This is a genomic window from Guptibacillus hwajinpoensis (assembly GCF_020524165.1).
Classification (GTDB): domain Bacteria; phylum Bacillota; class Bacilli; order Bacillales; family Guptibacillaceae; genus Guptibacillus; species Guptibacillus hwajinpoensis_D.
On record NZ_JAIVKU010000004.1, the window covers coordinates 826,676 to 851,951 of the forward strand.

30 protein-coding genes and 9 tRNA genes are annotated in these 25,276 nt (G+C 40.8%); 6 read left to right on the forward strand and 33 right to left on the reverse strand.

The window, feature by feature from the left end; all coding sequences use genetic code 11:
• Positions 1 to 20 precede the first annotated feature (20 nt).
• The 5 genes from LC090_RS11265 to LC090_RS11285 form a co-directional block, all read right to left on the reverse strand.
• Positions 21 to 962: an ABC transporter permease gene (locus tag LC090_RS11265; protein ID WP_425590659.1), complete on the reverse strand. Its 942-nt coding sequence runs from the start codon at positions 960 to 962 to the stop codon at positions 21 to 23.
• Between the two features lie 4 nt (positions 963 to 966).
• Positions 967 to 1,896 carry an ABC transporter permease gene (locus tag LC090_RS11270; protein WP_226658138.1) on the reverse strand — a complete coding sequence of 310 codons (930 nt, stop codon included), beginning with the start codon at positions 1,894 to 1,896 and terminating at the stop codon, positions 967 to 969.
• A gap of 15 nt (positions 1,897 to 1,911) precedes the next feature.
• The gene (locus LC090_RS11275; RefSeq protein ID WP_226658140.1) at positions 1,912 to 2,733 is read right to left on the reverse strand and encodes a M55 family metallopeptidase; all 822 of its coding nucleotides are present in this window, start codon (positions 2,731 to 2,733) and stop codon (positions 1,912 to 1,914) included.
• Positions 2,734 to 2,915: 182 nt separating this feature from the next.
• A complete protein-coding gene (locus tag LC090_RS11280; RefSeq protein ID WP_226658142.1) occupies positions 2,916 to 4,802 on the reverse strand; it encodes an ABC-F family ATP-binding cassette domain-containing protein in 1,887 nt (628 codons plus the stop codon).
• A gap of 328 nt (positions 4,803 to 5,130) precedes the next feature.
• Positions 5,131 to 5,565 carry a DUF2203 domain-containing protein gene (locus tag LC090_RS11285; RefSeq protein ID WP_226658144.1) on the reverse strand — a complete coding sequence of 145 codons (435 nt, stop codon included), beginning with the start codon at positions 5,563 to 5,565 and terminating at the stop codon, positions 5,131 to 5,133.
• Positions 5,566 to 5,727: 162 nt separating this feature from the next.
• Here LC090_RS11285 and LC090_RS11290 point away from each other — a divergent pair, with 162 nt between their 5' ends.
• Together LC090_RS11290 and LC090_RS11295 are read left to right on the forward strand one after the other, a co-directional pair.
• A complete protein-coding gene (locus LC090_RS11290) occupies positions 5,728 to 6,048 on the forward strand; it encodes a 2Fe-2S iron-sulfur cluster-binding protein (protein WP_226658146.1) in 321 nt (106 codons plus the stop codon).
• A gap of 361 nt (positions 6,049 to 6,409) precedes the next feature.
• Positions 6,410 to 7,243, forward strand: coding sequence for a YitT family protein (locus tag LC090_RS11295; RefSeq protein ID WP_226658148.1), 834 nt, complete (start codon positions 6,410 to 6,412; stop codon positions 7,241 to 7,243).
• A 41-nt stretch (positions 7,244 to 7,284) separates the two neighbouring features.
• Here LC090_RS11295 and LC090_RS11300 read toward each other — a convergent pair whose 3' ends face one another.
• Together LC090_RS11300 and LC090_RS11305 are read right to left on the reverse strand one after the other, a co-directional pair.
• Positions 7,285 to 7,767 (reverse strand): dihydrofolate reductase, encoded by a 483-nt coding sequence (locus tag LC090_RS11300; RefSeq protein ID WP_226658150.1) that lies wholly within the window; start codon positions 7,765 to 7,767, stop codon positions 7,285 to 7,287.
• On the reverse strand, positions 7,764 to 8,558 hold the full coding sequence (locus LC090_RS11305; RefSeq protein WP_226658152.1) for a thymidylate synthase: 795 nt from the start codon (positions 8,556 to 8,558) through the stop codon (positions 7,764 to 7,766). Before LC090_RS11305 ends, LC090_RS11300 begins: the two co-directional genes overlap by 4 nt.
• A gap of 140 nt (positions 8,559 to 8,698) precedes the next feature.
• Here LC090_RS11305 and LC090_RS11310 point away from each other — a divergent pair, with 140 nt between their 5' ends.
• A complete protein-coding gene (locus LC090_RS11310; protein ID WP_226658154.1) occupies positions 8,699 to 9,142 on the forward strand; it encodes an Hsp20/alpha crystallin family protein in 444 nt (147 codons plus the stop codon).
• A gap of 36 nt (positions 9,143 to 9,178) precedes the next feature.
• Here the strand turns inward: LC090_RS11310 and trxB are convergent, their stop codons facing one another.
• Positions 9,179 to 10,120, reverse strand: a complete 942-nt coding sequence (gene trxB / locus LC090_RS11315; protein WP_226658456.1) for a thioredoxin-disulfide reductase — start codon at positions 10,118 to 10,120, stop codon at positions 9,179 to 9,181.
• A gap of 191 nt (positions 10,121 to 10,311) precedes the next feature.
• Between trxB and LC090_RS11320 the strand changes: the two genes are divergently transcribed.
• Positions 10,312 to 10,548, forward strand: coding sequence for a YuzB family protein (locus LC090_RS11320; RefSeq protein WP_226658156.1), 237 nt, complete (start codon positions 10,312 to 10,314; stop codon positions 10,546 to 10,548).
• Positions 10,549 to 10,738: 190 nt separating this feature from the next.
• Here the strand turns inward: LC090_RS11320 and LC090_RS11325 are convergent, their stop codons facing one another.
• The 19 genes from LC090_RS11325 to LC090_RS11415 form a co-directional block, all read right to left on the reverse strand.
• Complete coding sequence (locus tag LC090_RS11325) at positions 10,739 to 10,966, reverse strand: hypothetical protein (RefSeq protein ID WP_226658158.1); 228 nt, start codon at positions 10,964 to 10,966, stop codon at positions 10,739 to 10,741.
• A 52-nt stretch (positions 10,967 to 11,018) separates the two neighbouring features.
• Positions 11,019 to 11,663 carry a YpjP family protein gene (locus LC090_RS11330; protein WP_226658159.1) on the reverse strand — a complete coding sequence of 215 codons (645 nt, stop codon included), beginning with the start codon at positions 11,661 to 11,663 and terminating at the stop codon, positions 11,019 to 11,021.
• A 129-nt stretch (positions 11,664 to 11,792) separates the two neighbouring features.
• Positions 11,793 to 12,119 (reverse strand): transporter, encoded by a 327-nt coding sequence (locus LC090_RS11335; RefSeq protein ID WP_226658160.1) that lies wholly within the window; start codon positions 12,117 to 12,119, stop codon positions 11,793 to 11,795.
• Between the two features lie 129 nt (positions 12,120 to 12,248).
• Positions 12,249 to 12,323: transfer RNA gene (locus LC090_RS11340), tRNA-Glu, on the reverse strand.
• A 6-nt stretch (positions 12,324 to 12,329) separates the two neighbouring features.
• Positions 12,330 to 12,403: transfer RNA gene (locus LC090_RS11345), tRNA-Gly, on the reverse strand.
• Between the two features lie 5 nt (positions 12,404 to 12,408).
• Positions 12,409 to 12,501, reverse strand: a tRNA-Ser gene (locus LC090_RS11350).
• A 10-nt stretch (positions 12,502 to 12,511) separates the two neighbouring features.
• Positions 12,512 to 12,587: transfer RNA gene (locus tag LC090_RS11355), tRNA-Ala, on the reverse strand.
• Positions 12,588 to 12,594: 7 nt separating this feature from the next.
• Positions 12,595 to 12,671 (reverse strand) — tRNA-Arg (locus LC090_RS11360).
• An 8-nt stretch (positions 12,672 to 12,679) separates the two neighbouring features.
• A tRNA-Gly gene (locus LC090_RS11365) sits at positions 12,680 to 12,754 on the reverse strand.
• A 6-nt stretch (positions 12,755 to 12,760) separates the two neighbouring features.
• Positions 12,761 to 12,845: transfer RNA gene (locus tag LC090_RS11370), tRNA-Leu, on the reverse strand.
• A 5-nt stretch (positions 12,846 to 12,850) separates the two neighbouring features.
• A tRNA-Thr gene (locus LC090_RS11375) sits at positions 12,851 to 12,926 on the reverse strand.
• A gap of 48 nt (positions 12,927 to 12,974) precedes the next feature.
• Positions 12,975 to 13,050: transfer RNA gene (locus LC090_RS11380), tRNA-Val, on the reverse strand.
• A gap of 153 nt (positions 13,051 to 13,203) precedes the next feature.
• Positions 13,204 to 13,359: a hypothetical protein gene (locus LC090_RS11385; RefSeq protein ID WP_226658161.1), complete on the reverse strand. Its 156-nt coding sequence runs from the start codon at positions 13,357 to 13,359 to the stop codon at positions 13,204 to 13,206.
• Between the two features lie 123 nt (positions 13,360 to 13,482).
• Complete coding sequence (locus LC090_RS11390; RefSeq protein ID WP_226658162.1) at positions 13,483 to 14,238, reverse strand: NRDE family protein; 756 nt, start codon at positions 14,236 to 14,238, stop codon at positions 13,483 to 13,485.
• A 58-nt stretch (positions 14,239 to 14,296) separates the two neighbouring features.
• Positions 14,297 to 15,199 (reverse strand): rhodanese-related sulfurtransferase, encoded by a 903-nt coding sequence (locus LC090_RS11395; protein WP_226658163.1) that lies wholly within the window; start codon positions 15,197 to 15,199, stop codon positions 14,297 to 14,299.
• Positions 15,200 to 15,298: 99 nt separating this feature from the next.
• Positions 15,299 to 15,694, reverse strand: coding sequence for a kinase-associated lipoprotein B (locus LC090_RS11400; RefSeq protein ID WP_226658164.1), 396 nt, complete (start codon positions 15,692 to 15,694; stop codon positions 15,299 to 15,301).
• 74 nt (positions 15,695 to 15,768) lie between these two features.
• Positions 15,769 to 16,377: a cell wall hydrolase gene (locus LC090_RS11405; RefSeq protein WP_226658165.1), complete on the reverse strand. Its 609-nt coding sequence runs from the start codon at positions 16,375 to 16,377 to the stop codon at positions 15,769 to 15,771.
• A 148-nt stretch (positions 16,378 to 16,525) separates the two neighbouring features.
• A complete protein-coding gene (locus tag LC090_RS11410; protein WP_226658166.1) occupies positions 16,526 to 17,671 on the reverse strand; it encodes an acyl-CoA dehydrogenase family protein in 1,146 nt (381 codons plus the stop codon).
• Between the two features lie 26 nt (positions 17,672 to 17,697).
• Positions 17,698 to 17,949, reverse strand: coding sequence for a glutaredoxin domain-containing protein (locus LC090_RS11415; protein ID WP_226658167.1), 252 nt, complete (start codon positions 17,947 to 17,949; stop codon positions 17,698 to 17,700).
• A 211-nt stretch (positions 17,950 to 18,160) separates the two neighbouring features.
• Between LC090_RS11415 and LC090_RS11420 the strand changes: the two genes are divergently transcribed.
• Entirely contained in the window at positions 18,161 to 19,231 is a 1,071-nt protein-coding gene (locus tag LC090_RS11420; protein WP_226658168.1) for a toxic anion resistance protein, read from the forward strand.
• Positions 19,232 to 19,248: 17 nt separating this feature from the next.
• Entirely contained in the window at positions 19,249 to 20,115 is an 867-nt protein-coding gene (locus LC090_RS11425; protein ID WP_226658169.1) for a hypothetical protein, read from the forward strand.
• A 33-nt stretch (positions 20,116 to 20,148) separates the two neighbouring features.
• On the opposite strand, the gene LC090_RS11430 is transcribed toward LC090_RS11425, so the two are convergent.
• From LC090_RS11430 to ytvI, 6 genes are all read right to left on the reverse strand, one after another.
• Positions 20,149 to 21,117, reverse strand: a complete 969-nt coding sequence (locus LC090_RS11430) for a rhodanese-related sulfurtransferase (protein WP_226658170.1) — start codon at positions 21,115 to 21,117, stop codon at positions 20,149 to 20,151.
• Positions 21,118 to 21,287: 170 nt separating this feature from the next.
• Entirely contained in the window at positions 21,288 to 21,728 is a 441-nt protein-coding gene (locus tag LC090_RS11435; protein ID WP_226658171.1) for an OsmC family protein, read from the reverse strand.
• A gap of 58 nt (positions 21,729 to 21,786) precedes the next feature.
• Entirely contained in the window at positions 21,787 to 22,215 is a 429-nt protein-coding gene (locus LC090_RS11440; RefSeq protein WP_224599992.1) for a BrxA/BrxB family bacilliredoxin, read from the reverse strand.
• A gap of 18 nt (positions 22,216 to 22,233) precedes the next feature.
• On the reverse strand, positions 22,234 to 23,361 hold the full coding sequence (locus LC090_RS11445) for a conserved virulence factor C family protein (protein ID WP_226658172.1): 1,128 nt from the start codon (positions 23,359 to 23,361) through the stop codon (positions 22,234 to 22,236).
• 62 nt (positions 23,362 to 23,423) lie between these two features.
• Positions 23,424 to 24,017, reverse strand: a complete 594-nt coding sequence (locus LC090_RS11450) for a lytic transglycosylase domain-containing protein (protein ID WP_226658173.1) — start codon at positions 24,015 to 24,017, stop codon at positions 23,424 to 23,426.
• Positions 24,018 to 24,032: 15 nt separating this feature from the next.
• Positions 24,033 to 25,136, reverse strand: coding sequence for a sporulation integral membrane protein YtvI (gene ytvI, locus LC090_RS11455; protein WP_226658174.1), 1,104 nt, complete (start codon positions 25,134 to 25,136; stop codon positions 24,033 to 24,035).
• Between the last annotated feature and the right edge of the window lie 140 nt (positions 25,137 to 25,276).

Below are 25,276 nucleotides of genomic sequence, written 5' to 3' on the forward strand. Positions count from 1 at the left end.
AATCTCATGAAAATGAGGTTTTACTTACGTAATTTTGGATCAAGAGCATCCTGCAAACCATCGCCAAGAACGTTAAAGGCAAACATCGTTAAGGAAATGAAGAAAGCAGGGAAGAATAACCTCCACCAATGACCGGATAAAATCACTGATAACCCGTCATTTGCCATCACTCCCCAACTAGCAACCGGAGCTTGTACACCCAATCCTAAAAAGCTTAAAAACGCCTCTGCAAAAATCGCGGTTGGAACGGTTAGCGTCATTTGAACGATAATCGGTCCCATTGTATTCGGGAGGAGGTTCTTTCGTATAACACGACCCGCACTCGCTCCAAACGTTCTTGACGCTAGCACGTGTTCTGCATTTTTTAATTGAAGAACCTGGCCACGAACAATTCTCGCCATACCAACCCATCCCGTAACAGTTAACGCAATAATAATCGTAAATAGTCCAGGTCCCATTACCACCATCAGTAAGATCACCATTAGTAAGTACGGAAGACCATATAGAATTTCAATGATTCTCATCATAAAATTATCTGTTCTTCCACCTTTGTAACCAGAAAATCCACCGTAAGCGACTCCGATGATAAAATCAATAATAGCCGCCATGAAACCAACGAATAATGAAATCCTTGCACCATTCCATGTACGTGTGAACATATCTCGGCCAAGATTATCCGTACCGAACCAATGTTCAGAAGACGGTGGTAGATTTCCTTCTGTTAAGACCTGGTGGTCATACGAATAAGGTGTTAGTAATGGCCCGAAAATAGCCATTAAGACAAGGAGTATCAACATCACGAGTCCTGCCATCGACAGTTTGTTTCTAGATAATCTCATCCATGCATCTTTCCAATAAGAAATACTAGGTTTTGCAATCGTCTCAGCATGATAAGAGGAGTTTTCTAATGGTAGAAAGAGATGATCTGATAGATTCTGGTTCGTTTCTTTTCTTTCAGGTATCATGCTATTCCCCCCTCTTATGCAGCTTGATTCTCGGATCTAGTATCCCGTAAGCAATGTCAACAATGAAGAGCATCATAATAAGAAAAGCGCTATAAAAGACAGTTGTTCCCATAATGACAGGATAATCTCGATCGTTAATGCCGTTAATAAAATATTTTCCCATTCCAGGGATCGCAAATATTTTTTCAATGACAAAACTACCCGTTAATACACCAGCTACAAGCGTACCAAGTATCGTAATAACTGGTAGCAACGCATTTCTAAGCGCATGTTTCGTGACGATTTGAAAGGTCGTCATTCCTTTCGCTCGAGCCGTCATAATGTAATCTTGATTTAGAACCTCAATCATACTGGACCTCGTTAACCGGGCAATGATCGCCATCGGACCTGTAGCTAGAGCAATTGAAGGTAAAATCATATGCATGGGTGACGCCCATGTAGCTACCGGGAAAATTTCCCACGTGACCGCTAACTGCTGAATGAGCAATGTTGCCATAATAAAGTTCGGCACGGAAATACCGATTACTGCAAATGTCATGGCCATGTAATCAATTGCCCCATTATGTCGAAGGGCTGCCATGATACCAAGCACAATACCTGAAATAATAGCAATAATGAGCGACGTTATTCCAAGCTCAGCCGAAACCGGGAACCCTCTTCCAATCATTTCATTAACAGATGTAGATGATTGTTTAATAGATGGTCCAAAATCAAGTGTTGCAAGAGATTTAATGTAAATGGCGTATTGAATAAAGACCGGTTCATTTAAGTGGTAATGAGCTTCAAGATTTTGCTGGACTGCTTCACTCGTGTTTCTTTCCTGGTTAAATGGTGATCCCGGAACCGCGTGCATTAAGAAAAACGTAATGGTTACGATGATCCACAATGTAATCACCATGGCGAACAGACGATTCATCACATATTTCGCCACAGGCATCCCTACTTTCTAGCTAAATGTTGTTCTAGATGCTAATTCTGTCATCACAAGCATCGCCTGATAGGCTTCAAGCATGTTTTTCGCCTGATATTTGACGGTCGTTTCTTTTTCAATCTCAACTCCTGGCATTAGACTTGCCCACTCCGCCTGACCATAATTAGTAAATTCAATACGAAGAACAGGTTCACGCGGAGGGACTAAAGGTTCAACATTCCGTCTATTCGTGAATGCTTTCTCTGTTTGTTCACGCAAAATCCCCCCCGTTTTTTGAGGAGATAGTAAAAGCGCAGAAGATCGAGAAATCGTTTCCTTAACAACAGCAGTTGTCACGTTTGGAATCAGCTGCTCAGCTTCCAGTGCTGCTCTGTCATCCCCAGCAACTAATAGCACAGGTACCCCAAAATAACCTGCAACGTAAGCATTCATGCCTAATTCTCCGACAACTTGATCGTTTATGTAGAAATTTCTTACATTGTGGAACATGGAATGAGACATCGTCCCGGGAGTCCCAGCACGTGCGTGATAGCCGATCATTCCCATCCCTTCATATGTACTGTCCAATGCTTGAACCATTGAAAAAGGTTTCACGTCTCCTGAAATGAGTCTTGCTTCAGGATGAAGCTTCTCAAAAAGCAAGTTGTTCATTTTTGAATGACTATCATTCACCGTCACATCTGAACATCCACTTTCAAATGCCGCTTCAATCACATGATTCGCTTCCTTTGTCATGATCTCTTGTCCGCGTTTATAGTGCTGTTTACTAGCATCTATAAACGATTCATCCACAAGTCCTGTTATTCCTTCCATATCTACCGATAAATAAAACTTCACAAATTTTCTCCTTTCTTTCTAGATTCGTAACTTTCTGAATTATTATACCACTATTTACTTCGTTTCTCAAAATATTCTAAAGACATTGTGAAGTTTTATTTCATAGTTTTTCATAGATAACGGTTTAAGGGAATAGAGATAAAAAAATCCTACCAATGTAAATGGTAGGACATTGAAATTTCCTATTCGATTTTTTCCGATAGCTCAGACCAACGTTCAATCTTTTCTTCTAACTCCATCGTAAGAGCCTGCTCTTCCTTATAGAGCTCGTCCACCTTTGCAAAATCACTTCCTGATTCTGCGATTTCAACCTTTACTTCTTCAATACGCTGCTCAATTTTCTCAATGGTATCCTGAATGGTTTCCCATTCTTTCTTTTCTTTGTAGGATAGTTTCACTTGCTTGGATTTTTCACTCACGATTTCTATATTTTGATTTGATTGCTTTTTATCAAGCGCTTCAAGTTCTTTTTCTCTTTTTACGACATCAAGGTAATCAGAGTAGGAACCATAATAATGAGTGATCTCTCCCTCACCATCAAAAACAAAGAGCTGTTCGGCGATTTTATCAAGGAAGTAACGGTCGTGGGAAACCGTAATAACAGCGCCAGGAAAATCAGCAAGATAGTCTTCTAATACCGCTAGTGTTTGAACATCCAAATCGTTCGTAGGTTCATCAAGAAAAAGGACATTTGGTTCTTCCATTAGAATGCGAAGCAAATATAATCTTCTTTTCTCTCCACCGGATAATCGCGATATGTAAGTCCACTGCATATCAGACGAAAACAAAAATCGCTCAAGCATTTGGGAAGCTGAAACGGTTCCGCCTTTACGTAGGCGAACTTCTTCTCCACCTTCGCGAATGTACTCAATCACTCTTAATGATTCATCAAGCCCTTCATTTTGTTGGGTGTAAAAACCAGGTTTAACGGTTACCCCAATGTCAACTTGACCAGAGTCAGGTGCAACCCGACCGGCAAGCATATTGAGTAACGTTGTTTTACCAGAACCATTAGGTCCGATGATACCAATGCGGTCTTGAGGAAGGACAAGATAGTTAAAGCGATTAGTCAATGTCCGACCTTTAATGGTTTTTGTAAGGTCAGTTGCTTCAATCACCTTTTTCCCTAGTCGACTGGCCCCTAACGCCATATCTACATTGCCTTCAGTCGTACGCCCAGGTACTTCTTTCATATTCTCAATTCTTTGTTTCCTGGCTTTTTGTTTTGTCGTTCTTGCTTTGGCTCCCTTTTTTAGCCATTCGAGCTCACTTTTAAGTAATTTATTATGCTTATCTTCTTCTTTCGCTTCACGTTCTTCTCGCAAAGCTTTTTGTTCTAGAAATGTTGCGTAGTTCCCTTCATATTCAAATAATCGTCCCTTATCTAATTCAAAAATGCGATTCGTTACACGATTAAGAAAGTACCGGTCGTGTGTAACAAGTAGAAGTGTGCCCGAATAGCTCGTGAGATATTGCTCTAACCACTCCACTGTAGCATTATCAATATGGTTTGTAGGCTCATCGAGAATTAACAAATCGGCAGGGTTAATAAATGCTTTTGCTAGCGCAACCCGCTTCTGTTGACCACCCGATAACTCATTCACCTTCGCCTCAAAATCATGGAGACCTAACTTCGTTAAGATCGTTTTAGCTTGTGTACTAAAGTCCCAAGCATGTAGATGATCCATATCTTCTTGTGCCTGTATGAGCCTATCTTGGACTGATTCTTTTTCGGGATGATTCATAACAGATTGAAGCGCCTCTTCGTATTTCCGCACCGTATTAAAGAGTGGTACGTCACTGTCAAAAACCGTTTCAAGAATCGTTTTCTTTTCGATAAAAATAGGATCTTGGGGTAAGTATTCGACATGGAATTGATTTGCGTGATGTAGCTTACCGCTATCCATCGACTCAAGACCCGCAAGGATTTTAAGCAAAGATGATTTACCCGTTCCGTTAACTCCAATTAACCCGATTCTCTGCTTCTCTTCGAGTGAAAAAGATATTCCATCAAATAATGTTTTTTCCCCATATGACTTAGTGATTCCTTCAGCCTGTAACAAGCTCATGATACTCATCCTTTTCTCTCTTTAGTCTGCTTTCTATTTTAACTGTTTTAGAGAAAGAAGGGAACTAATCTACTGACAAACAAAAAGAAGCTCCATCCAGAGCTTCTTTTTATTAAGCATTCTTTTTCTGCTGTTTATTTTTCTTATGCTTTTTATTATTGTTCTGATCAGCTGATAATTCACTAGCAAGTTCTGTTTCATGTTTGTGGTTTTGCTTAGGATTTTTCATTGTTTCACCTCCCTTGTATCTTAAGATGGACTAATAATTACTTTCTATACCAATACGGTAATTGAAATTTATATGAACATTAAAAAAAGGCTGAACACATCAGCCCTTCTCTTCTTCCTCCTTCATGATGTTATCAATAGGCTCTCTCTGACTGAATCCTCCTAGATCCGAGTGATAAAAGGCAACCTCATTCTCGCCTTCTTTCCAGCAAAGAAGCACTTTTTTTCCGTTGATAACGGCTGGAAAATCAATTAAACCTTCATCAACATTTTTAATTTCGACACCGAGCGCCATAATATTATTGATAAACGTTTGAGCTTCTAACTCCATAAACTCCATTCGAGCTTCTTTCTTAAATAGAATATCTTCATCTACTTTTGTTTTGTGCCGATAGAGGAGCGTCTTCTTGTGTTGCTCAATCTGATCGTAGTGTTCACTAAATTGGGCTTTCAAACGCTTTAATCCAGCAAGCTCTCTTTTAATCACGGGTAATAAACCATTCGCTTCCTCTAAAGTGAAATATTTTTTATCCATGTTTTTCCTCCTGGTTCATCTTTACTACTTCCTATTTACCCTTCCTTCTATTCTTTACACATCATTCGACGAAATTTTACAATAAAAAGAGTACTTCAAACGGTTACAAAATTCCGATATGATAGATAATGAACGGGGAACCATTTAAAAGGAGGAATTTCTTTGGCTAAAGTAACTGTACCAGATCACGGAACATTTGAAGTAAAAGAAGGAACAAAGTTAGCACTTGCTCTGGAAGATAACGGGGTACATGTGCTGCACCGCTGTGGAGGAAATGCAAAATGCACAACCTGCCGCGTTGAAGTGTTTGATGGAGAATTTGGAGAACTAACTGAAATTGAAGAAGAAGCGTTTAAGAAAAAAGGCGTTGAGGAAAAACTTCGTCTATCCTGTCAGGTTCGCGTTAATGGCAACTGCGAAGTAAAGCCTGCGATGACAGTTGAAAGCTCTGGCCTTGATGCTGGACCGAGACCGGCTGAATAAGCGAAAACAAAGACGAGCTCACGTAGCTCGTCTTTTTTAACATAACGTTGTCGACGGATCTTCTTGAAGAATTGTCAGATGATTCTCAAAAGGTCCGAAATAACCACTCTAAAGACTTTTAAAATCTTTATCCTCTAATCCCTGTATCACTTCATCGTGTTCCACAGGATCATTCTCGTCATTGCCCCTAAAAACGTCCTATAAAACAGATAAATTATCAATTAACTTAAAATCCCTTCTATGATATCAACCATAAAACCAAAATGACGTTTTTTCGAACAACATTGATGTACAATCTTGTTGCACTTAACCCACTGTGATATATTATCCTAGGTATTCAGGAACAGATCGGAGTGATAATTTGAATAACACAGGAAAAGAAATTACATTAATTATCATTGGATCGCTTTTCTTTGCGCTTGGTGTAAACTGGTTTGCGATTCCAAATGAACTAGGTGAAGGCGGCGTAACAGGAATTTCAATGACGCTTTATTATATTCTTGATTGGTCCCCCGGGATTACGAACTTTGTAATGAACGCTGTGCTTCTTGCGATTGGTTATAAAGTTCTGAATAAACGTGTAACATGGTATACCATGCTCGCGATTTTCTTTAGCTCATTATTTATTCAGCTGACTGAAGGAATGGGTGAACCACTCGATATCATGCTTGGCACGGTCTTTGCAGGGGTTTTTATCGGGATTGGTCTAGGACTTGTTCTCCGATCAGGCGGCACTACCGGTGGGTCTACGATTGTAGCAAGAATGCTCAACCAGCACTTTGGATGGAGCGTTAGTACATCGATGTTTGTATTTGATATTCTTGTAGTCCTCGGTTCTTCTGTTGTTATTGGGATCGAGAATACGATGTATACCGGGATTTCCATCTATATTAGCACGAAAATATTGGACTATTTAATTGATGGATTTGATACACGAAAAGCCGTTACAATCATCTCAAAGAGCACAGTTGCAATCGCAGAAAAAGTAAGCGCTGAAATGGACCGGGGCGTAACGGTGATTAACGCACGCGGTCATTACTCCAACGAATCAAAGGATATTCTTTATGTCGTGATTAACAAACAGGAGCTCTTTCTTCTCAAAAAAATGATTCAGCAAGTGGATGATAAAGCTTTTGTTGTGGTTCATGATGTGCGAGATGTTTTTGGAGAAGGTTTTACCTTTCCAAAAACATAGTGAACAATCCCCCGGTGAAATTCACCGGGGGATTGTTTTAGTTAGGTACGATCGTACACTACAAAATCAAAATCATGCTTATTTCGCTCATCGCTTTCATGTTTTTCCCGTGATGATTCTTTCCAGTCGTCTTTAGAGAAGTTAGGAAAATAAGTATCCCCATTAAATGTTTCATGAATTTCTGTAATATAGAGTCGATCCGCATGCGGCAGGATTTGCCGATAAATTTCCGCTCCACCGATCACAAACCACTCTTTTTCCTCACGCTTTGTAAGATCGAGAAAGGCTTCGATTGAATGGAGAACAGTAACCCCTTCATATTCGAGATTTTTTCTCGTAATAAGATAATTTTCACGTCCTGGTAACGCTTTTCCAATGGACTCGAACGTTTTTCTCCCCATCACGATCGCCTTTCCTGTCGTCATGCGCTTAAAGTAAGCAAGATCAGCTGGCAAGTGCCACGGAAGATCGTTGTCTTTCCCAATTAACTGTTTTTCATCCATCGCAAGAAGAAATGAAATCATACAGATACCTCCCCTTTAATATGAGGATGAGGATCATAATCCGTTAGTTCAAAGTCATCAAATGAAAAATCAAAGATCGATTTCACTTCGGGATTGATTTTCATTTTTGGAAGAGTTCTTGTTTCACGCGTGAGCTGAAGCTGAACTTGTTCAATGTGGTTATTATAAATATGCGCATCACCTAGCGTATGAATAAACTCACCTGGCTCTAAGTCACACACCTGTGCCATCATCATCGTAAGAAGCGCATAAGAAGCAATATTAAATGGCACGCCAAGGAAAACATCAGCAGACCGTTGATAAAGTTGACAAGAAAGCTTTCCATCCGCAACGTAAAACTGGAATAGACAGTGACATGGAGGCAAAGCCATATCGTCAACTTCAGAAGGATTCCACGCCGTTACGACCATTCTTCTAGAATTAGGATTTGTTTTAATTTGTTCAACCACTTTCGCAATTTGATCGACAGTCGATCCATCTGCGCCTGTCCATGAGCGCCACTGATGACCGTATACAGGACCAAGTTCTCCGTTTTCATCAGCCCATTCATTCCAAATACGCACGCCGTTATCCTGAAGATACTTTACGTTCGTATCCCCTTTTAAAAACCAAAGAAGCTCATGAATAATGGATCTTAGATGAAGTTTTTTGGTTGTTAATGCAGGAAAACCCTCCTGCAAATCAAAGCGCATTTGATGACCAAACACACTCATTGTTCCTGTACCCGTTCGATCCGATTTCTTTGTTCCTTTATGTAGTATTTCTTCGCAAAGCTGCAAATAAGTCTTCATGATACTCCTCCTTCAATTCTCTAATGACCATTGTAACATGAAGAAAGTCGAGAAGTAACTTCAGAGTTACTCAACCATTAGGAACGTTTTTCCTGGGCTTACATACTGTATATCAGAAATGTTGGAAAGGATGAATTCGAATGGGGAAAGGCGATAAATTGCCTAAACTATTTCAAGACCCTGCTATACAAAACTGGATGAACACGTTTGATGATTTCTTTAAAGAGCCGTTTGCTAATCTTCTTCCTGCTCAGTCATTTCGCGTTGACCTTTATGAGACAGATGCTGCTTTCATTGTAGAAGCAGAGTTACCTGGCATTACAAAGGAACAAATTAAAGTTGAACCGCTTGGAGATGGACTGCGCATCTCAATCGAGTCAAAAGAATATCAAGAGACACGGAACGATAAGCAAAAATATTATAAACAGGAAAGATCGTATGCGAGTACAAGTCGCATAATCAAACTTCCGTATCACTTCTCAATGAAAAATGTGAAGGGGAAATACGAAAACGGTATTCTTGAAATTAAGATTCCAAAAGCGAATCGCATACGAAACGATGCCAACTTTATCGACATCGATTAAAAAAAGCGTAGGGCTCATTGCCCTGCGCTTTCCGATTTACATACTCCAATCAATAAAGGCGTTTCCTTCTAAGAACCGTTCACAATCCATCGCAGCCATACACCCTGTTCCTGCTGCTGTAATCGCTTGTCGATAAGTAAAATCTTGAACATCCCCACAGGCAAAAACGCCTGGGATATTCGTTCGTGTGGTTCCAGGTTCCACTTGAATGTAGCCTTTATCGTCCATATTTAGTTTCCCTTCAAGAAAATCGGTGTTAGGACGGTGTCCTATAGCAACGAAAATACCATCTGTTTTCACAATTTCTTCTTCACCAGAGTCACTATCCTTCACTTTAATACCGCTTACTTTATTGTTTTCGGCCACAACCTCAATTGGTGAAGCATTGAGTTTCCAGCTTATTTTTTCATTCGTCCGTGCACGCTCCTGCATAATCTTAGATGCCCTTAATTCTTTTCTTCGATGAAGCACGGTTACTTCTGATGCGAATTTCGTTAAGAAAGTTGCTTCTTCCATTGCAGAGTCTCCTCCACCAATGACGACAATCTTTTTATTCCGGAAGAAAAAGCCGTCACATGTGGCACAAGTACTTACACCTCTGCCCATATTTTCTGATTCGCCAGGAATACCGAGAAGCTTTGCTGAAGCACCCGTAGAAATAAGAACTGATTCTGCCATTATGTCGCCAAGTGTATCTGTTGTTAGTTTAAAAGGGCGTTCACTGAAATCAATATCCTTAACCCAGCCTCGTTCAATCGTAGCACCAAAGCGGAGCGCCTGCTTTTTCATATTCTCCATCAATTCAGGACCAAGAACACCATCTGGAAATCCCGGGAAATTTTCTACATCAGTTGTTAACGTAAGCTGACCACCAGGTTCCGGCCCTTCTATGACAAGCGGCTCCATATTTGCTCTCGCAAGGTAAATCGCTGCTGTTAAACCTGCTGGTCCTGTTCCTACAATAACTGCTTTATGCATCATGACCCTCCTCTATCGACTTCATTATCTTATTTTTCCTAATTATAAAGAAATAAACCCTTCTCTTACAAATTATATGAGTAATAGGCAATATGTTTCTTGGTTCATGCAAATGGTTGTCCATTTTCCTCCCTTCTTGGTAGAATGGATACAGTTATGAATTTGTTAGGAAAACTTGAGGTGAATAGAAAATGAATCCAATTGTAGAATTTTGCATGAGCAATCTTTCAAGCGGTTCACATAAAGCAATGGAAACACTAGAAAAAGATGCGGACCTAGACGTCCTTGAATATTCTTGTCTTGGCCATTGCACGCTATGTAGCCAAGAAATGTATTGCCTTGTTAACGGCGAACGTGTGACTGGCGAAACGCCGGATGAACTTGTTGATAACGTCTATCAGTTCATCGAAGAAAACCCGATGTTTTAATGAGAATCGGACATACTAACAGGTGAATCCATCTAGAGGAGGCACTTGTATGAAAAAGCGAAATGCATATGACCCTAAAACCGGGATCCAGGGCGAAAAAGAAGGCGAAGACGCTCTTCTGATGAATAAAAAAAGAGGCCCGCAAAATGCGCGCCCTAAAAAGAAGTAAGCCGCTCTCTGCGGCTTTTTCTTATGCGATTCGAAACCGAAACGTGAACCAAAAATCATCCTTTAACATTACTCCTGTAGCAATAATATGTTGTTCACCATCATCATCAAGTGTAATCCAACTATTGTGTTCATCTCGGTATACGGGATAAAAATTCCCCTCTTTAAATAATTTCCGCTGAAACGGACTTTCAGAACCAACAAGCGGTTCTTCTTCAAAAACATCTCTAATACATTGTACAAGTTCCATCTAAACTGTGATCCTCCTTACTCTCCAACCAAAAACACCCCGCGTACCTCTCTTAAGAGAGCCACTTAGGCGGGGTGTTTTTGTCCCAATAAATCTTACCTACTTCATAATGCTCTTCAAAATTATCGTTTGCTGCATGGTAATGAAAATTAAACCAATAACCATCCTGCGGTGGATGATCTCTTCTAACGTGAAAACGAAGTAGATCTTCTCCATTCTGTTCGCTATAGACATGAAGAATACGCTCGCCATAACCGCCAGACGGTGACTCAGTTAAACGAAGTGACCTAATCTCTTCAGCATCCAAATCTGCAACAGATGCAGCAATCACTTCAGTCACTTTTGGTACAATTGACTCTGTATATTGGTGACCAACACGAGTCGAAATGATTTCTCCAAACTTTGATAACCCCTGTTCTTCTGACTGACTACTTGCATAGGTTACAAATTGATCAAGTAATTCAGTGGAAGGAACTTGTGCTGCAATTGACGGCCAGTCTGATGCCTTCTCTGTAGGTTCGGATAAATTGATTGGCTCGTCCAACGGATCTAGAAGAAGATGACTTTCCTCCTGATACGTCTCAGAAGGTTCGGTTTTTTCATCTGCTAGGTAGCCAGTAGGAATAACCGTTCCTAACGTCATAACAGCGACAAATGCTACAAATAACTTTCTCATCCAAAGAGGAAATTTCATCATGTGCACCTGACTTTCAAAAATCAATAGTTAGTCTTATTTTCGCATGATCTTTTGAAAAAAGCCAGATGTTTACGCTATTTTCCACAATCTAATTACCAAAAAGAGCGCCTGATGTAAGCGCTCTTTGATTCAGCATGTAAACATATCAATTCTATTTAAGCTAATTCCAGTATATACCCACCTTCTACCTGTCCATCGAAATCCAGATACAGAAGTACGCCCTACAAATACCGGCCAGAACCAAAACGAATTGCCACCACGCATCCAAATATACGTAAATCGATACATACATCTTCTAATCGAACCAGGATCAACAGCAAATGTTCCAGCCTGTGCCGACTGTGGTCTTGGAGGCGGTGATGCAGGCGGGCTCGATGTTGGAGCTACTGGCTGCTGCCGATACGCGTCTGCGCTGTCATAGTGATAGGCAATATGCTCATGTTCTTCGTAAACCATTCGGTCCATCCCCTCTCTCTTATACAGCAATGTATGCGGTAAATGGGTGAGACGTACCGAATTAAAAACAACAAAAAAAGCACCTCTCCTGAGTATGCTTGAAACTAAATCATCTAATTAAAATGATTCTGGTGACCCGTACGGGATTCGAACCCGTGTTACCGCCGTGAAAGGGCGGTGTCTTAACCGCTTGACCAACGGGCCAAAATATGGAGCGGGTGATGGGGATCGAACCCACGACATCAGCTTGGAAGGCTGAGGTTTTACCACTAAACTACACCCGCAAAGATGGAGGAGGAAGAGGGATTCGAACCCCCGCGGGCGACTAAGCCCCTGTCGGTTTTCAAGACCGATCCCTTCAGCCAGACTTGGGTATTCCTCCGATATGAAAATGGTGGAGCCTAGCGGGATCGAACCGCTGACCTCCTGCGTGCAAGGCAGGCGCTCTCCCAGCTGAGCTAAGGCCCCGAAAATATGGTGCGCCCGAGAGAAGTCGAATCCCTAACCTTCTGATCCGTAGTCAGACGCTCTATCCAATTGAGCTACGGGCGCATGTGTCCTGGAGCGAAAGACGGGATTCGAACCCGCGACCCCCACCTTGGCAAGGTGATGTTCTACCACTGAACTACTTTCGCAATATATGGTGCGGGTGAAGGGACTTGAACCCCCACGTCGTAAGACACTAGATCCTAAGTCTAGCGCGTCTGCCAATTCCGCCACACCCGCATGTGTGGTGCCGGCCAGAGGACTTGAACCCCCAACCTACTGATTACAAGTCAGTTGCTCTACCAATTGAGCTAGGCCGGCATTTTATTCATTTTCTATCATGAAAAGCCATACTATCTTTTAAAGAAATGGTGGAGGATGACGGGCTCGAACCGCCGACCCTCTGCTTGTAAGGCAGATGCTCTCCCAGCTGAGCTAATCCTCCGTTAAACAGCGACTTCATCATTTTAACATGTCAACGATTATTTCGTCAACACTTAATTTCTTGTGTTTTTTCAAGGACAAAACTTATCTTATCATCGCCTAACAAAAAACACAACCCTTTTCCACAAAAAAAAGCAAGGGATTTCTCCCTTACTTATACCGGCGATTGAATGAGTGGTTTTTTCTTTTTATTTTCACTGAGTACTGGTCTTTTTTTAGTCACCATTTCAGAATCATATTTTCGGTACTCCTTCATATCAAGTGATTCCCTCAAAAGCTGATCTTCAAGATAGTGACGCTTTCTTTTCAAAAAAACCCCTCCTCATAAGTATTAACTCACAATACCCCTGTATGCTGGTTTTGAAACCACAACCTAATACTTTATTTTACGAAAAGTTACAGGTAACACATAATTTATTCTGCACTTGAAACTTTATTCCTCATTCAGGATAAATTGGTACGTGTTTTCCTGTTCCTTTCCTGATCGCTCGGTAAAAGTTACTTGACCATTATGTGTTACAGTGATGATCGTTTGGGCTCTTGTACCGTAATTCTCCGATGAAATAAAGACAGGAGAAAGCATTTTTTCCCATTCAATCGGTACTCCTGTATTCGGTAATAAATGATCCGGGGCAGGCTCAGCATGCGAGAGCATTTCAAAAAGCCGTTCATGATCAAGTTCATTCACCTCTTGGACATAGCGGGTCAACTCTTTCTTAAGCTTCTCTACTTTTGGCCAGTTCGTATTCAATAAATGATTACTTACCGCATGTATACCGTTTTCTACTCTGGTAATTTGGTTCTGCCTGTTTGAATAGTAATAAAGGGTACTGAAATCTCCCGCAAGTAAATTAAACCCATTGTATAGCTCTTTCTTTCGCTGAACCGTTTTTAAGTATGCCTTTGCAGATTGATTCTGTCGTAAGTAATCCGCAGTTAAATCGCCCCTAGAATGGTTCTTTTGTTCTTCACCAGGTTCTCGAAAATTTGTGAGCGCCGCAATTTTCCCTTTTGTTGTAATTCCAAGCCATGTGCCCATTGCTTTCAAATCGCGACCACCTAGTAATCCTGGTACATCTGCCCAATAATGCGCAGCTAACGTAGGGCGCTCGTAGAACTCGTCTCGATTAGCTAATAAAATAAACGGATATTTTTCATGAGCATTTATTGCTACAGCAATTAAACACAATTTTGCTTACCTCCTCACCCAGGTTAAGAGTAAAAAAAACGCAGCGTTATCCGCTGCGTTACGTTTGCGCCATGTGAATTTCTTCCTCACAAGCTGATGAACAATAGTGCTTATGTTCTTCTTTGCAAGCATCACAAACGATATGAAGCTTGTCACACGTCACATTTGCACAATTAATGTACGTATCTGCCGCCTCTTCGCAATGGTAGCATTTCCCCACCACAGTGTCTTCATTAGTACGGTTCACAGGTACAGCAAGGCGATCATCAAAAACAAAGCATTTACCGTCGAAGTATTTGCCTTGTACTTCTGGATCTTTGCCATACGTGACAATCCCCCCATGAAGTTGAGAAACATCAGAGAATCCTTTTTTTAATAAATAACCAGAAAATTTCTCACAGCGGATGCCACCTGTACAATACGTTAATACTTTTTTGTCCTTTTGGTCAGCAAGATTCTGCTCGATCCAGTCAGGAAGATCACGAAACGCTTTAATGTCAGGACGAATGGCATTACGGAAATGGCCAATATCGTACTCATAGTCATTTCTAGCATCGATTACGATCACATCATCGTCTTCTAACGCTTCCATAAACTCCTTCGGCTCAAGGTAGTTACCGGTGATTTCTTTCGGGTTAATATCTTCCTCAAGTCTTAATGAAACAATCTCTTCACGTGGTCTGACGTGCATCTTTTTAAACGTATGACCATCTGCCCCGTCAATTTTAAACACCATATCGCGGAAGCGTTCATCAGCTTTTAGTTCTTCCATATAACGCTCAGTATCCTGAACGGTTCCGGAAACGGTTCCGTTAATTCCTTCCGTACCGACTAGCACTCTTCCCTTTAAATTCAAAGATTGACAAAACTTAAGATGCTTTCGAGCAAAATAAGCAGGATCTTCGATTTCTACATATTGATAATATAACAGCACTTGATATGCTGAAGCTTCTGATTGCAAATCAAAAACCACCCTTTACGTCTTCTTCACTTAAGTTCCTGATTGGAAACCTAAATCAATACTATATCTTACCCGATTTAATTCGTGATGTAAAGAAGACTAATTTGCCGGAAAATACTCTTCTTTTAGCTTTTCTATTTCAATAAGCGATGCCTCAGCCCATCGTCCACCTTCATGTTTCAGCTCTTCTTCTTGTGTATGAAGCGCCTCACGCAACGATTCTTTATATTCGGGTATGTCCCCTTCATAATGGTTGATAGCGGATAACGGCACGAGTGCCTTTTCGAATTCGGCAAGTGCTTTACGTTGATGGAATAGAGGCACATCAAGCTGTTTCGGATTATGAAGATCACCTTGAGTTGGGTGTTTCATAACGGCAAGTACTTTAACAACAGCTTTTGGTTCTTTTAAGTCAATAATTTCTCCAACATACCTGCCTGTTTTATAACCTGCTGTCACTATTTCACCTGGTTGAAACGTTTTTCTCTGTGTCATTTTCGCTTCACTCCTTCATCAAACTGTGGGTACACGTTGATGATATCATAAAATCCTCCTTCGTCAGGAGGATTTTATCTTGTGAAGACATGTTTGCCGATTTCTTTAATAATATGCCTTGTCCGAATCCAATCGTCAGTTGCAATATCAGGATTATAATAAAACAAAGCGCCTGAACTTGGATCTTGTCCACTAAGTGCAGCATAAACTGCTTTGTAGGACTCTGGTCCCGGACGCTGATCGTATTGACCATCGGAAACGGCCGTATATGCTCCGCTTTCAAAGATCACTTTCTTTAAGCTGTTTGGAAATTTAGCTGAAAGTACGCGATTGAGGGTTACCGCTGCCACCGCTACTTTGCCTTCAAACGTTTCGCCTCTCGCTTCTCCATTTACTAATTTGGCTAGCATTTCTATTTCTTCTATTGAATAATTCGTAACAGAGAATTGATCCCTTGTTACTTGATTAACGTCATTCATATTTTTAACAGGAAGGTTTAGCAAAAGGGCTACATCCTGCTTTGTTTTTGGTTCAGGCGTTTCTAGTGGGGCAATTGCAGGTTGCTCATCATCTATCACAAGAGGTGCCTTCATCATCGTAACCGCCTCTACCTGATGAGACTGAGCAGAAAACGTCGTAAAAAAGAGACTTGTCATTAAAATAGCCAAAACCGATTTTTTCATACACCCCATCCTTTCAGTAGCTTTCTAACACGACATAAAGGATAGAGGAAGAAAAAGATCCTTACAAGAGGGAGTCATAGGGATATAATCCACATATAAGAATAAAAAGAAACTCCTTCCAAAGAAAGAAGGAGTGAAATTCTTTATCTTAGAATTGCTTCATCGCAAGAACTTGTAGTGTTAATTCATCACTTGGTGGGTTATGAAGCCCCGCTCGAACATCTCGGTACAAACGTTCTAGCTGATTCTTTTTCATTAAACTTCTTCCACCAACGATGCGCATGGAAAGATCCACGGCTTCCATTGCTGCCTTCACAGCCTGAGTTTTTGCAGCGAACAGTTGCCCCTGCATGTTCATTCGCTCTTCTGGATAACGATCCCACTGGTCTGCCACCGAAAAGAGAAAATGACGAGCACTTAAGAGAGCGAGAGATATGCGACCAAATTTATCTTGTATATGCGGAACATCTTTTAAGGGAATATCAAGACTGTTCGGTTGATAAGTAGTGACGAACTTTACTGCTTCTTCTCTTGCAGATTCAGCAATCCCTAGATACACAGCCGGGATATGGAGCAACCAAGCTGGAGGAAGCGACGTCGTTTTTCGTTCCTTATCATAGATTTCAAGGAGAGAATCTGAGGTTACGAAGACGTCCTTTAAGATCAGATCATCACTTCTCGTGCCTCTCATGCCAAGAACATCCCACGTTTGTTCAAGTGACACGCCCTTTTGATTCATGGTAACTAAAAAGTCAGCTGGCACTCCATTTAGAGTGGCCTTTACGATGACTTTATCGAGATGTGGGCTTAAAGTTGTGAATGTTTTTCTTCCAGTAAGTTGATACCCCCCCTCCACTTCTGTTGCCATAGTGGCAGGAAGTCCTCCTCTCGTTGGGTCCCCAGTTTCTTCTTCTGTTTGAGCTCTATTTATTAATGCTCCGTCTAGAACAGCCCGACAAAGCTCTTCATACGTATCATGGTCCCAAGGACGACGGTCATAAAGATCTTTTAGTATGCCAAAATGCCAACCAACCGATAACGCACCGGCACCTTCTCCTTTTCCTAACTCCTCTTGAATCAGGACAAGTTCATAAAGAGAGAGCCCATTCCCTCCAAATTCTTCAGGAATGGGCAGTTTAGTAAAACCTGAACTTTTCATACTTGCTATAATAGAATCAGGAATGCGTGCTTCCTCATCAATTCGTGTAGCGTTCTCTTTTAACTCAGCACGATGCTTACTAGCAAGTTCCAAGAGCGCATTCTCACGTTCATTCCGAACAAATTTCTCAAACATTCCATGCACCTTCTTTCACCGAGTTATTAATCCTTCCCTTTTGCTGAAAGATTAAGCAGTTCATCAATGCGATCCTGGTCAAATCCAATGATCACCTCACCATCAATGACGATCGTTGGCGTGGACATTGAACCGTGGTCATTGATCAACTCATTACGTGCCGTTCGATTTTCTTGTATATTTAGCAATTCATACTTCACATCATGCATTTGAAAATAATTTTTCACAAATTCGCACGGTGGACATGCCGGTTGTGTATAAAGCTTTACATTATTCATTCTTATCACGTCCTATCACTAATCTAAATCCGTTTAAAACATATCACCCCTTCCCTCATCTTTCAACTATTTTACTCTAGAGAAGTTTGTACTTATAAGGCGAAGGGAAAGGTTTTGCTGAAGGTGATTTGAAACTTTTCACGAAATCTATTCGTATAGAATGTTAGATAGCCAAAACAAACGCATTCATTCTATTAAAGGAGTGACAGATATGAGTAGTCAGCCTGAAAAAACAAACGCGCAACGTGAAAAAGCGGAGGAAATTATCCAAAGCTTTTATCACGAAGATGATACAGATAAGATCCTACAATCCTTATCAGGCCTAGGTGAAGATGCCCAGCGTGATGCAGGGGAGTCATTGGAAGCATTAAAACGTCCCGTTAAAGGAATGATTGATCAACCAAATAACGATTTACCAGATAACCTTCACAAACTTAGGGAGCACGTTTCAGAGCTTGAGCCGTCTTATTTAAAGAGAAATAAATTTAATAAGCTACTTAATCGCGTCATGGGCCGTAATGAAGTGGAGCAGTATGCGAAGAAATACAAAACCGTAGAATCCCAAGTTGAAGTGATTGTTGAATCCCTTCTTACGGGTAAAGATAAGTTACAAGAAGATAATGTAATGCTAAAAGAACTGAAAGATGTGGCAAGAGAACGAATCATCGGACTCGAAGACCAGATGGACCTTGGTCAGACGTTAATGACGATGCTTGAGGAAGAGGCAGCAAAGGATGAATGGAAAGACAATCCTCTCCCAATCCAAAAAGCGCAGCAAAAAGTCGTTAGCCGAGTGAAGAATATGTCACAAGCTGTTATGGTTTTACGCCAGTCAATGGCATCCGTGGATTTGATTATGGAAAACAATGAAAAGCTAGAAGAAGCCATTTTTAATGCGGTCACCATGACCAAAAACATCATTACCGTTACAGCTTCTATACAACTTGCACTTGGCAACCAGCAGAAAGTGATTTCCGCTGTCCAGAATGTGAACGAAGCAACCGAATCAATGCTCCTTCGAAATGCTGAAATGCTCAAGCAAAATACGGAGGAAACGGTTAAAACGCTTGAAAAACCGGCCATTGCGATTGAGTCTTTTCGTAAAGCCTACCAGGATGTATTTGAGGCGATTGAAATTACGGAGAAGTCAAACGTCCGCATTATAGATAGTGGTAAGAAATTTATACTAGAAATGGATCAGTTAAATAATGAAATGAAAAGCAAATTAGAAAGTACAACGGCGAGGCAAAAACAGCTTTCTGATGCAGCCGATCGACTTTAATGACAGGAGGGAATTCCATGGGGCTTTTCGATTCTACTGAACCCCAATGGCTTGAAAAACTGTTACCGCCTCAATTTAAGACGGTGGAACCATCACTTCTTAATGATGCGAGTACGACGAGCTTCCTTTCGTATGCGGAACAGTTGTTAGATGAATTCATAGACAAACTCAATCCTTCAGAGAATAAACCACAAAAATGGAAGCGCACTGAGCGAGGATTTACGGTTTACTTAAAAATCAGACGTAACCTGATTCTTTTTTCAGGTTACGATAGCCAAAAAGACCGTTCTTCTACCCCAAAAAAGTTTTTCATTCAATGGGAGAGACAAATGGTCACCAAACGAGATTCAGGGAAATGTAAACAAGGAACCATTTTAATCAATGATCGAGGCAGAATTATTAAACGAAGTATTAAGAGATCTCCTTTTTTCAAAGGAATTTTTCAACGTATGAAGTTATTAGATCATGCTTTACTGGGTACGAATTTATCACAAGGAATTGATCAAGAAACAATTGATCCAGTATTGAAGGAACAGCTAAGTCAGTTAGAGAAAATTGCTTCGCACGCTTCTATTAATGGCGTTATTCAATCTAGAGCGACAAGGCTGATACACCTTTTCCGTCAAATCTTACCTGAACTTGAGCCTCTTGACCTTGAGGAACGGCATGTCGTAAAGCGCATGCTTTCAACTGAGCTTCCGGATATACTGACAGGTTATCTAGCACTTTCGGCAGAAAATCGTGAGTTGCGTTACCGCGACCTTTTCCAAGCTCTCTGCCAAATGGAGTTAGCGCTTCATCAGTACCTTGAAAAAATTGAAAACAATCGCCTTTCTAAAGTGGATCATCTCCTTAAAGTAAATAAAATTAGATATACTAAATAAAAGCTAGCTGTCCAAAGACAGCTAGCTTTTTAATTAAACCTCTTGTTCAATTTGCTCTTGCATTAATTTTTGTAGACGCTCATTCACTTCTTCTTGTGTTAAGCCGTGTTCGGCTACATAACGGTTACGAGGTGATGTCCGGCACTCATGTGAACATCCTCGCAAGTATTTATGTTCGTTCTCCTCTGATGTAATAATTTGCTTATTACATTCAGGGCTTGCACAATTAACATACCGCTCACATGGTTCACCTGTAAAGTAATCTCTACCAACAACTACGTGATCTTTTTGGTTAATCGGAACCGTAAGTCGGCCATCAAACACGTAGCACTGACCATCCCACAGCTCACCTTTTGTCTCTTCATCCTGACCATACGTCACAATACCGCCATCCAGCTGGTTAACATCTTCAAATCCTTGATTAACCATCCAGCCTGTGAATTTTTCACAGCGAATTCCGCCAGTGCAGTAAGTAAGAATTTTCTTATCTTTTTTATCTGCTAGATTTTCTTGAACCCATTCAGGTAAATCACGGAAATTCTTAATATCTGGACGAATAGCACCACGGAAGTGACCAACATCATACTCGTAATCATTACGAGTATCAAGAATAATCACATCATCCTGCTGCATCGCTTCACGCCACTCAGCAGGTTTCAAGTGCTTCCCGCCGACCTGATTCGGATCGTGGTTTTCTTCAAGACGGAGCGTAACCAACTCTGGTCGTAGACGGACATGCATCTTTTTAAATGGGTGTTCTGTTGCTTCGTCAATTTTAAAGAACAGGTCAGCAAATCGCTCGTCCGCATGCATCATATCCATATACTGCTGCGTTTCTTCAACTGTGCCAGAGAGAGTTCCATTAATTCCTTCTTCTGCTATAAGAATTCTCCCTTTTAAGTTATGTTCTTTACAGAAAGTAAGATGTTCTTCTACATATTCTTCCGGCTGATCAATTTGTACATATTTATAAAACAATAATACACGATAGTCTTTATTCATGCTTCTATCTCCTTTATTTCACTGTTTCCATTTTGTCCGTCACTGTTCCGTTCCAAAACCTTATTATAATGATTTTCTCAAGAAATGCAAAGGGTGAGATTTAGTTCGTCGTCAGGACGGGCAAGTTTTGATAGCTTACCAAAACAATTGAACGTTTTCAGTGAAAAACCTCACACTTTTTTAATAGAAGGTTCTACGACAACCTCGACATTTCCTTTGATTGCTCTTGTAATCATGCACCCTTCTTCTGCTCGAAGGGCGATGTCATGAATTCGCTTTGTCATTGCCTCATCGGGCTCATTCGCCAGGTAAACAACTGGGTAATGGTGAATCGATTCGACGTGGAGTCTTCCTTTATCACTTACCGTTAGTTTGGACGATATTTTAATATCTTCAAAGGGAATTTGATTGCGCTCTAAATACAAGCCAATTGTCATAAAATAACAGGCTGCTGATGAGCTTAATAACAATTCATCCGGGTTCGTTCCTTTCTCGCTTCCCCCCATCGACAAAGGGATCGAGACGTCTGTCGTTAAGTGTTCCGTTTCGATTTTCCCTTCACCAGAAAGGCCACCCTTCCAGCTTCCTTGCAGTTCAAATACATGATCCATTTTAACAACCTCCTATTAACTCGAGCAAAACTCCACTCAGATGAGTGGAGTTTTGTCATTAGCAATATTGTTCAAAAGCTCCTGTCAAATTCGCAACGATTTCTTCCACCTCATGATCTTCAATTTCTTCTCTTGGAATAAAATGAAGGACCTGGCCATCTTTTAACAGAGCGATGGAAGGGGATGATGGTTCGTACCCTTCCAGATACTCGCGCATTTTCCCAGTTGCTTCACGATCCTGACCTGCAAAAACGGTCACAAGATGCTCAGGTTTCTTTTCGTACTCAATTGCTTCACGAGCTGCCGGACGAGCAAGACCAGCTGCACAACCACATACGGAATTGATAAATACTAGTGATGTGCCTTTTTTCTCTGAAATAAAGCTTGCAACTTCATCAGGTGTTGTAAGTTCTTCAAAACCAGCAGACGTTAATTCGTCGCGCATTGGCTGCGCCATCTGGCGCATATATTCTTCGTATGGATTCATATCCTATACCTCCTGTAATTAATTCGATTTTCTTGCTTGCGTCATTTGATGCCAGACAGAACCCTTTGCTTCTTCTCCGCCTTTAATCCGTTCTAATGCCATGCCAGCCTGCATCTTCACTTCGAATTCAGGATCATCCATCGCTTGTTCCAGTGCAGGGATAGCTGTTTCGTCCCCCACTTCATATAAAAACATCGCTGCTCTCCAACGGACTAGTTTGTTTCGATCTTGTAGCGACTGGATCATTTCTGGAATGGCTTCTACATAACCGAGATCAGACATACAATCTCCTGCTGTTCGCCGCACTGTGACTGACTTATCTTTCAGTGCCTTATAAAGAAGTGGAAGCACTTCTTTCGTTTCGATCATCCCAAGGTAAACAACAGCTAAGCGGCGAACAGAGGCTTTTTCATCCTGTAAAGCTTTTTCTAAAACAGGTAAATCCGAAAGCTCTGGATCCATACGATCAAGCGCAGCGTATCTGGCCTTCCAATCTGGATCATCAAGCATGGCAAGCGTAACAACTTTTTTCTCTTGCTTAGGTGATGGTTCACTTTGATCAGAAAAAGCCACAGTAACAAGAGCTTCAAGGCGCTCGCTGCTATAAGTTGCTGCAAGTTCTTCCGTTACCTCCTGGCCAATTTCTTCAGGTGAGCCGTATCTTGGATTTTGCTCTTTCCACTGTCGTTCCATCACCATGTTTTCGGAAGCTGATGAGGCTTTCATGGCCGCCTCCATAAAGCGATCAGGTAAGCCAAATCGATGCTCAGATTCCCCTTCTTCAAGCTTGACTTGCATTGGGATTCCTCGAAACATTTGGACTAACACTTTGATTTCGCCAAAATCTTCTACAGAAGTTTGCTTAGAGGAAGCAGACTCTTCCTGCACTTCCCCAAACGCTTCTCTTGCCCCTGGAAGAATATCCTCCCAAGCATATTTAGCATTTCGTTCGAGCGCAATGAAATCCATCACGTGATAAAGACCTTTCACGCCTGGAACTGCCATTAATTTCTGAATATAATCTGGAGCATCTGCGAGATCCATATTAAGCTTATATTGCCTTGTATCTCCAGCTGCTAGCTCTTCACTTAAATTAATTTTCATCGAATTTGGACTTGGAGTCGGTTCGATTGAAACAATCTTCACGCAATCGCCCCCTTCTAATCGTGATTTTATCATATGTGAAAGCCCTGTACCATTACATTGAATTAAGGATCTAATTTCACTACTGTAGCATTTTCTCGATATTCATTATAAAACGAAAGTACCTCTTCTACGTACTCATCACTTTGATTGTAAGCAAACAGGGCACTTTCGACTCTTCCCTCACTAGCGCCATTCGCTGAAAGGTAACTCGCAGCAGTATAAGTAGCGTCTTCAAGGTTATATGGATCTGCTTTTCCATCGCCGTTTCCATCTTTTCCATATCCACCGTACTTTTGAATAAGATCTAAATCCGTAATGTCAACCAAATCATTCTTATCCAGTTCACCAAGACGACTCCCCCCATAGCTCCAGCCGATCCAGGTTAGTGGCATAAATTGATAATGCCCAATTGCCCCTTTTGGACTTTCTAACGTCGACATCGTTGAGAATTTTGTTTCAACCCGATGAACAGCTGCAAGAAGCTCCCATTGCACATCATATTTTTCTCCAGCTTCACGATATAAGTCAATATATTCCTCTGGCACCTCGTATTTTTTTAAGGGCTGAGAAAAAGAATCCGGTGACTTTTGAAGAATCAGCCCAATCACAATACTAATGATCATTGTTGCGATAATTAAACTTCCCGTTTGTTTCAAAAAAGTTCTTCCTTCCTACCGTCTTTCCTCAGGATCTGTAAATTCTTCACTTGGAAGATGAACCCACTTACTAAGATACCCGTGATCATAAAGAGCTTTAATTAATATGAGTAAGATTGGTGAAATAATGACCCCTGCAATTCCGAATAGTGAGAGTGAAATAATCATAAAAGAAAGAATCGTAAATGCGGATACCCCAAGCGAATCACCAGTGATTTTGGGCTCCATTATCTGTCGTACAAGCATCACAACACCAAGCAGAATCAGAAGAGAAACTGCAAGAGACGTTTGTCCAACTGCAAAGAGATAGATAGCCCACGGAATGAAAATAGCCGAAACTCCGAGAAGGGGCAATAAATCAAAAAATGCTGATAATAGAGCAAGAGTAAAAGCATTATCAACTCGTAATATCCATAGCCCACAGAGCACCAGTACAAACGTAATCGTAATCAGTTTAAGCTGTGCTTTCAAATACGCCCCAATCCCGCTTAAAACATTCTCTTTTAAGAAAAAGTAAGCGGTCTTAAACGTATTCGGTGTGCGTTTCGCTGCAATACGCTTCCACATCTCAATTTCGATACTTAAAAAATAAGCAAGGACAATTCCGACAATAAAATTAATAACAAGTGTCGGGATCGATGTCACGAAAGCAAAGACACTATTTAAGAAAGCGGTCAACATAAACGATGCTTTTTCAACAAGCGTTAATGAAAAATCCTGCGCCTTTTCTAGAACATCCGGTGGAAGGGCATTCATTTGAAGCTGTCCCCATTCAATATAACTCATTATTTGATCTTGAAACTTAGCAACATACCCAGGAATTAAACTAATTAAATTTTGTAATTGAAGTACAAAAATAGCTCCGACTAAAAAGACTACACTTAAAATGACGAGGACAAAAAGAAGCGTAGAAATAGTCGTGGCGGCTGTTTTACCAATTCCTTTTCGATTCAAAAAACGTGCAAAAGGTTCAATAATAAGGAAAATGACATACCCAACAATAATCGGTGCTGCAATGTCAAATAAAAAACTAGATACAAGCATAATTAAAAATACAGTTAACACAATAAGTCCAATATCAAAAGCCGTACGTGCATAGCGTCGATAAAACGTTAACATCTTGTCACCTCAATTTAGTAATCTGTCGTAAGTATATCGGTTTTCTGTAGAAATTCCCATAAGAAAAAGAAGGGTGGTCCCTTCTTTTTCTTAGATGTATGAAAGGTTTCTCGTCTTTTCTACTTTTATGATTTTTATCA